Below are 7440 nucleotides of genomic sequence, written 5' to 3'. Positions count from 1 at the left end.
TCGCTTGCCGAAATCGCTGCTCAGCTGGCACTGCAACAGTGCTTCAATGCCTCGGCTGCAAGCCATATGGCGGCTCGGGTAGCCCCCAAGTTGAGGGGCAGTCCGCTGACCGGCCTCATGCGCAAGGCGTTGACTTGCGGCAGTCGTCAGGCCGCTCACCATCAGGCACAGGGCACCGGTTCAGCTCGAACGGGGACATTGCCAGCAGCGTCGTCAACGCACTGGAAGCCATGGTAATCAGCCAGAAAGCAAAGAACGCGAGCGTGTAGACGCCCTCGCGAGACAAGGCCAGCGGTTGCCCGAACCAGTGAAGGTCTTGCGGGTCCACCATGGCAAAGACCAGCATCTCAATGACACCGGCCATCAAAAATGCCGGCCAAGCGATCCACATCAGGCGTTGCGTCCACATGGGTTGGTCTCCTGGTTGTGCGGGCGAAGTGCAGCCAGGCTCGCCCAGCTTTGAACCTGTTCAGCGAGGTTGATCCTCGACCGGCGTAGCGGCGTGATTGCGGCCTTTCATTGCCGGGGCCAGGCTCTTTTCCGGCGCAGTCAACGTCTTGTTGATTTCGATACCCTGACGGTAATAGTCCTCGGCGACCACGGGATCGGGGCGCGAAAGCGCCAGCCACAGCGTGACGAAGCCTGCGACGATGACGATGGCGGGGCCGGCAATGATCAGCCAGACATGGCCAAATTTCCACCATGGTGCAGCGGCCACAGGAACAGTGCCGACGGCGGGATTGGATGGCATGGGCTTACTCCTTAAAACGAATGTGGTTTCCGCCAACTCATCAGAGGCCTGCTGCGAGTATGCACGCGGGCGCTAGCGCGGAACCAGAAAAACGGACTTCTCGGTCACATGGGCTGCATGGCCCACCGACTGGATGTCGAACTGAACAGGATGGGAGCCAGCGGGCACGGCTCCGTATGGAACCTGCAAGCGCACCGCCACCCAACGCGACTCGGCTGCCCCAATGTCCACTTCGGATTCGGAGGCCACCTCCAACCCCTCCAGACCGCGCGCACTGATGCGATAGCGTTGGGGGCCTTCTGTTGCATTCATGATCTGCAGGCGGTAGATATTTTCCAGCTTGCCGCCCGCCACGATGCGCGAAAGTGCAGCGCGATCGCGCACCACATCCACCTTCAACGGCGTGCGCGTGACCAGGCTGGCGAGCATGGCGACACAAAGCGTCAGCAAAACCGCGCTGTAGATCAGTACGCGCGGGCGCAAGACGCGGCGCAACATCTGCGCCTGGCTCCAGTGCTGCGCCACGCCGTTCTGTGTGGAGAAGCGGATGAGCCCCTTCGGGTACTGCATCTTGCCCATCACCGTGTCGCAGGCATCCACGCACAGGCCGCAGCCGATGCACTCGTATTGGAGACCTTTGCGGATGTCGATACCAACGGGACAGACCTGCACACACAACGTGCAGTCAATGCAGTCGCCCAGCCCTTTGGCTTTGTAGTCAACGGTCTTGTTGCGGGGGCCGCGCGGCTCGCCGCGTTCAACGTCGTAGCTGACGATCAGCGTGTCCTTGTCAAACATCGCGCTCTGGAAGCGCGCGTAAGGGCACATGTATTTGCAGACCTGCTCGCGCATGTAGCCTGCATTGCCGTAGGTGGCGAAGCCGTAGAACAACACCCAGAAGATTTGCCAACTGCCCTGCAATGCCAGCAGTTCTGTGCCAAGTTCGCGGATGGGTACGAAGTAGCCCACAAAAGTGAAGCCGGTCCACAGCGCCACGGCAATCCACACCACCTGCTTGAAAAACTTCTTGCGGATCTTCTCTGCCGTCCAGGCGCCGTTGTCCAGCCGCATGCGAGCACTGCGATCACCTTCGATCTTGTGCTCGATCCACATGAAAATTTCGGTGTAGACCGTCTGCGGACACGCGAAGCCGCACCACAGGCGCCCGGCTACCGCCGTGAAAAGAAACAGCGAAAGCGCAGAGATGATGAGCAGGCCCGTGAGGTAGATGAAGTCCTGCGGGTACAGCACCAAGCCGAAGATGTAGAACCGCCGCGCGCCCAGATCGAACAGCACCATCTGGCGCTGCCCCCACTCGAACCAGGGCAGCCCATAGAACACAAGCTGAGTGAGGAACACCATGCCCCAGCGCCAGCGCGCGAACAGTCCGCTGATGGAGCGCGGATAAACCTTCTTCTGCGCTTCGTACAGGGAAACGATCTCGCCTTCAGACGAGGCGTCGGAAGCTACCGGCGCAATCGGGATGACCTTGCGAGCACGCTCGCTGGGCTGATTCATGGTGGTATCGATCCGTTGGGTACTCGCGCTGCTCTGCGTACTACTTTGTCGCGGGGCATCGCTAACAAAACCCCTCTGGCACATCGCCAGACCGCTTCAAGGTTGTGTTAGCCGCCTCAAGCCCCAAAGCGATGCCATGGCATCACTTTGGGTAGTGGCTGGCCTGTTACTTGCCGTTTGACAAGCCCCAAACGTAAGCCGACAGCACGCCGATCTGTGCTTCCGTCAGCTTGTCCGCCTGGGCAGGCATCTGGTTGACCTTGCCATTGTTGATCATGGCGGTGATGGCCGCTTCGCCCCAGCCATGCAGCCAGATGTCGTCGGTCAGGTTGGGGGCGCCCAGCGCCTGGTTGCCCTTGCCATCCATGCCGTGGCATGCGGCGCAGGCGCCAAACTTGGCCTTGCCCAGCGATGCACGCAGCGAATCGTGCGGGCTACCCGACAGGCTCAAAACATAGTGGGACAGGTTGCGCACATCTTCTGCAGAGCCGACAGCCGCAGCCATGGGAGGCATGTTGCCGACACGGCCGTTGACGATCGTTTCACGGATCTTCTCCGGCGTGCCGCCATGCAGCCAGTCTCCATCGGCGAGGTTCGGGAAGCCCTTGCTGCCGCGGGCGTCCGAGCCATGGCATTGCGCACAGTTGTTCATGAACAAGCGTTCGCCGATGGCTTGCGCCTGCGGATCCTTGGAAATGTCCTCTGGCTTCATCGAGCCGAACCGCGCATACAGGGGCTCCAGTGCGGTCTTGGCCTTGGCCATCTCGGCTTCGTACTCGCCCTTTTGCGTCCAGTTGAGCTTGCCGGTGAAGCTGCCCAGGCCAGGGTACGCGGCCAGATAGGCCAAGCCAAAGACGATCGTGATGACAAACAGCCATACCCACCACCGTGGCAAGGGGTTGTTCATCTCCACGAGGTCCTCGTCCCAGACGTGGCCTGTGGTGTTGTCGGATGTCGCGGCCACCTTCTTGCGGCCGGCCATCCAGAGAAGGATGGCGCAGGCGATGATGCCGACCAGGGTCAGCGCGGTCACATAGACCGACCAGAAATTGCTGGTGAAGTCACTCATGGTGTGTTCTCGTTCTGGTGAGGGTCAATCTTGTTCGAAGGGCAGCCGGGCAGCCTCGTCGAATCGGTCCTTGTTGCGGCCGCGATAGGCCCAGACCCAGATACCGATAAAGCAGGCCATCGATGCGAGCGTGGCGATGATGCGCATGGTGGTGATGTCCATGGCGAATCTCCTTTACTTGAGCGCACGGCCCATGACTTGCAGGTAGGCGATCAGGGCTTCCATTTCGGTCTTGCCCTGGACGTCCGCTGCAGCGGCCGTAATCTGCGCATCGGTGTAAGGCACGCCGACGGTGCGCAGCGACTTCATGCGAGGCGCGACGCTGGCCGGATCGATGGCCGTCTTTTCGAGCCAGGGGTAGGCTGGCATGTTGGACTCGGGCACCACATCGCGCGGATTGTTCAGGTGGATGCGATGCCATTCGTCGCTGTACTTGCCGCCCACGCGGTGCAGATCGGGGCCGGTACGCTTGCTGCCCCACTGGAAGGGGTGGTCATAGACAAACTCGCCAGCCACCGAGTAGTGGCCGTAGCGCAGCGTTTCGGCCCGGAAGGGGCGGATCATCTGCGAGTGGCAGTTGTAGCAACCCTCGCGGATGTAGACGTCGCGGCCAACCAACTGCATGGCGTTATAGGGCTCGACCCCCTTCACCGCTTCGGTGGTGGACTTCTGGAAGAACAGCGGCACGATCTCGACCAGGCCGCCAATGGCGATCACCAGCAGGATCAGCACGATCATCAGAAAGTTGTTGGTTTCCACCTTTTCGTGAGAGAAGCCGGTAGAAGCAGATGTGTTGTTGTTGGACATGAATAAAGCTCCTTCGGACTCAGGCGTGGGCCGCATTCACGGCAGGAATGGCCACCTTCACCGAACGACCCGAGATCGCGGTCATCCACACGTTCCAGGCCATGATCACCATGCCGCCCAGGTACAGCAGACCACCTGCGACACGGATCACGTAGAACGGATAGGTTGCCTTCACGCTTTCCACGAAGGTGTACGTGAGCGTGCCGTCCGGGTTGATGGCGCGCCACATCAGGCCTTGCATCACACCGGCAATCCACATGGCGGCGATGTACAGCACGATGCCGATGGTGGCCATCCAGAAGTGCAGCTCAATGGCCTTGATGGAGTGCATCTTTTCGCGGCCGAACAGGCGGGGCACCAGGTAGTAGAGCGAGCCCATCGAGATCAAACCCACCCAGCCCAGGGCGCCGGAGTGCACGTGGCCCACGGTCCAGTCGGTGTAGTGCGACAGCGCGTTGACGGTCTTGATGGACATCATCGGACCTTCGAACGTGGACATGCCGTAGAACGACAGGGACACGATCAGGAAGCGCAGGATGGGGTCGTCACGCAGCTTGTGCCATGCGCCCGACAGGGTCATGATCCCGTTGATCATGCCGCCCCAGCTGGGAGCCAGCAGGATGAGCGAGAACACCATGCCCACCGATTGCGTCCAGTCAGGCAGCGCCGTGTAGTGCAGGTGGTGCGGGCCGGCCCACATGTAGGTGAAGATCAGCGCCCAGAAGTGCACGATCGACAGGCGATACGAGTACACGGGGCGGCCGGCCTGCTTGGGAATGAAGTAGTACATCATCCCGAGGAAGCCCGCGGTAAGGAAGAAGCCCACGGCGTTGTGGCCATACCACCACTGCACCATGGCGTCCTGCACGCCCGCATAGGCCGAGTAGCTCTTCATGAAACCAGCTGGAATCGCAGCGCTGTTCACCACGTGCAGCAGTGCCACCGCCAGGATGAACGCGCCAAAGAACCAGTTGGCCACGTAGATGTGCTTGACCTTGCGTGTGCCGATCGTGCCGAAGAACACGATGGCATACGAGACCCAGACCAGCGTGATCAGGATGTCGATAGGCCACTCGAGCTCAGCGTACTCCTTGCCGGAGGTGTAGCCCAGCGGCAAGCTGACCACTGCGGCAGCGATGACCAGCAACCATCCCCAAAAAGTGAACGCGGCCAGCGGGCCGGCAAACAGGCGAACCTGGCAGGTGCGCTGCACCACGTAGTAGCTGGTAGCAAAAAGCGCGCTACCGCCAAACCCGAAGATCACCGCATTGGTGTGCAAGGGTCGCAAGCGTCCGTAGCTAAGCCACGGTATGCCGAAGTTGAGTTCAGGCCATGCCAGCTGGGCAGCGACAACCACGCCCACCAGCATGCCGACCACACCCACCACCACGGCAAGGATAGAAAACTGCCGCACCACCGTATCGTTGTAGTGCGCAGCATTAGTTTTTGGAGAATCCATCGGGCACCTCTTTGTAATGCAGTAAGAGTTTGTTGCAGCGGCCTTTTTTGAGCATTGACACAAGTCAACCGTCTCGGAGAATGCGCTCGCCCTCTTGCTCGACGCTCTCGAACTGGCCGCGATAGACGGCCCACCACAGGCCGGCCAGGATCATCAGGACCAGCACCACGGACAGCGGGATCAGCAAATACAGGATGTCCATCAGACGGTCTCCAGCTTTGGTTTAGAAATGGCCGCAGGCCATGGCTCGTCATGCGCCAGCGCGCCATCGCGCACGGAGGACAACGGGGGCAGACCGCGCGCAAGTCGTGCCGCGTTGACGACCACCAGCAGCGAACTGAGCGCCATGCCCAGCCCAGCCAGCCAGGCGGGCATCCAGCCCGCCACCGCCAGCGGAACGCACAGCGCGTTGTAGCCAGCCGCCCACCACAGGTTCTGGCGTACCACCCGCAGGGTGCGCCGCGCGAGCATCACGGTCTGCGGCACCAGCGCCAGGCTGTCGCCCAGCACGACGAAATCGGCCTGCGACTGTGCAAGCGGCACCGCCCGGCCAAACGCAAACGACACGTGGGCCCCGGCCAGCACCGGGCCATCGTTGAGCCCATCGCCCACCATGGCAACTCGGTGCCCCTCAGCCTGCAGTGCCTGCAATGCAGCCAGCTTGCCTTGGGGCGTACGTTCGCCGGCCGCCTGAGCAATGCCGGCCTGTGACGCCACGCGCTGCACTGCACCCCGGCGGTCACCCGACAGCAGTTGCACTGTGACACCGCCCTCTTCCAAGGCAGCCACCACGGTCGGGGCTTCCGCACGCAGGTCTTCCACCAAATCGAAGCGGGCCAGCTCCGACACCGCGCCGTGCGCCAACTGCTCCGACAACACCACTTGCAATGCCGCGCCCGCGGCCTCCACCTCCACACCCGCGTGGTGCGCCGACCCCAGCCGGATCTGGCGGGGGGGCAGCGCCTTCGCGGCGTCCTGCACGGTGGCCACCAAGCCCTGCCCGACTTCCTCTTGAAGGTCACTCACCCTCCAGCGCTGGTCGCCTTCCAACGCAGCTGCGGCCGCCACCACGGCACGCGACGCCGGGTGCATCGAGTGGCGCGCCAGGGAAGCCGCGAGGATCAGCGCCTCTTCCGCGGTCCATCCGTGGGCAGTGCGCACGGCCTGCAAGGCCATGCCGTCACGCGTGAGCGTGCCGGTCTTGTCGAACACCACGGTGTCCACATGGGCCAGCGCCTCCAGCCCCTGCAGATTGCGCACCAGCACGCCATGGCGTGCCAGCGTGCCCGCCGCCGTGAGCATGGCCACCGGCGTGGCCAGCGACAGCGCGCAGGGGCAGGTGACGATGAGCACGGCGACTGCCACCATCAGCGCATGCCCCGGGTCGGACGGCCACCAATACACCGCCGCGAGCGTGGCCGCTACCAGCACCGCCACCAGGAACGGCCGCGCGATGCGGTCGGCCAACTGGGCCAGGCGTGGCTTTTGCAGCGACGCGCTTTCCATCAACGCCACAATCTGAGCGAAACGGGTCTGCCCGCCCGTGCCTTCCACATGCACCTCGACCGGCGCCTGCAGGTTGTAGCTGCCCGCCGTGACCATACTGCCCACGGGACGCGGCACGGGCGTGGATTCACCCGTGAGCAGGGATTCATCGGCATGGGTGTTGCCCAGCGTGATGCGCCCATCGGCCGGGAACGCCTCGCCGGGCAGCACACGGATGGTGTCGCCCACCACCACGCGGCGGGGGGGCGCGCGCCCCCCACATCCAAACGCCGCACGCCCCACCACGCACGCGGGCGCGCGGGGCATAACGGCGACCAGAGCGCCCGCCGG

At 62.8% G+C, this 7440-nt stretch carries 9 protein-coding genes; all 9 read right to left on the bottom strand.

Features of this window, described 5'->3' with window-relative positions; genetic code table 11:
• Positions 1-115 precede the first annotated feature (115 nt).
• Positions 116-409, bottom strand: a complete 294-nt coding sequence (locus MRY84_RS02590; RefSeq protein WP_291504199.1) for a hypothetical protein — start codon at positions 407-409, stop codon at positions 116-118.
• Positions 410-469: 60 nt separating this feature from the next.
• Positions 470-751 (bottom strand): FixH family protein, encoded by a 282-nt coding sequence (locus MRY84_RS02585; RefSeq protein WP_291504198.1) that lies wholly within the window; start codon positions 749-751, stop codon positions 470-472.
• 72 nt (positions 752-823) lie between these two features.
• Complete coding sequence (gene ccoG, locus MRY84_RS02580; RefSeq protein ID WP_291504197.1) at positions 824-2269, bottom strand: cytochrome c oxidase accessory protein CcoG; 1446 nt, start codon at positions 2267-2269, stop codon at positions 824-826.
• 166 nt (positions 2270-2435) lie between these two features.
• On the bottom strand, positions 2436-3338 hold the full coding sequence (gene ccoP, locus MRY84_RS02575; protein WP_291504196.1) for a cytochrome-c oxidase, cbb3-type subunit III: 903 nt from the start codon (positions 3336-3338) through the stop codon (positions 2436-2438).
• Positions 3339-3362: 24 nt separating this feature from the next.
• Positions 3363-3500 carry a cbb3-type cytochrome c oxidase subunit 3 gene (locus MRY84_RS02570; protein ID WP_291504195.1) on the bottom strand — a complete coding sequence of 46 codons (138 nt, stop codon included), beginning with the start codon at positions 3498-3500 and terminating at the stop codon, positions 3363-3365.
• 12 nt (positions 3501-3512) lie between these two features.
• Entirely contained in the window at positions 3513-4145 is a 633-nt protein-coding gene (ccoO, locus tag MRY84_RS02565; RefSeq protein WP_291504194.1) for a cytochrome-c oxidase, cbb3-type subunit II, read from the bottom strand.
• 19 nt (positions 4146-4164) lie between these two features.
• Positions 4165-5604, bottom strand: coding sequence for a cytochrome-c oxidase, cbb3-type subunit I (gene ccoN / locus MRY84_RS02560; protein ID WP_291504193.1), 1440 nt, complete (start codon positions 5602-5604; stop codon positions 4165-4167).
• 64 nt (positions 5605-5668) lie between these two features.
• Complete coding sequence (ccoS, locus tag MRY84_RS02555; protein ID WP_044398643.1) at positions 5669-5806, bottom strand: cbb3-type cytochrome oxidase assembly protein CcoS; 138 nt, start codon at positions 5804-5806, stop codon at positions 5669-5671.
• On the bottom strand, positions 5806-7440 hold a 1635-nt coding region (locus tag MRY84_RS02550), incomplete at its 5' end, for a heavy metal translocating P-type ATPase (protein WP_291504192.1). The genes MRY84_RS02550 and ccoS, both read right to left, overlap by 1 nt.

The organism is Acidovorax sp. (assembly GCF_022763525.1).
Taxonomy (GTDB): domain Bacteria; phylum Pseudomonadota; class Gammaproteobacteria; order Burkholderiales; family Burkholderiaceae_C; genus Acidovorax.
The sequence above is the reverse complement of the archived record's forward strand: the minus strand, read 5'-3'. Positions and strand labels throughout refer to the sequence as shown.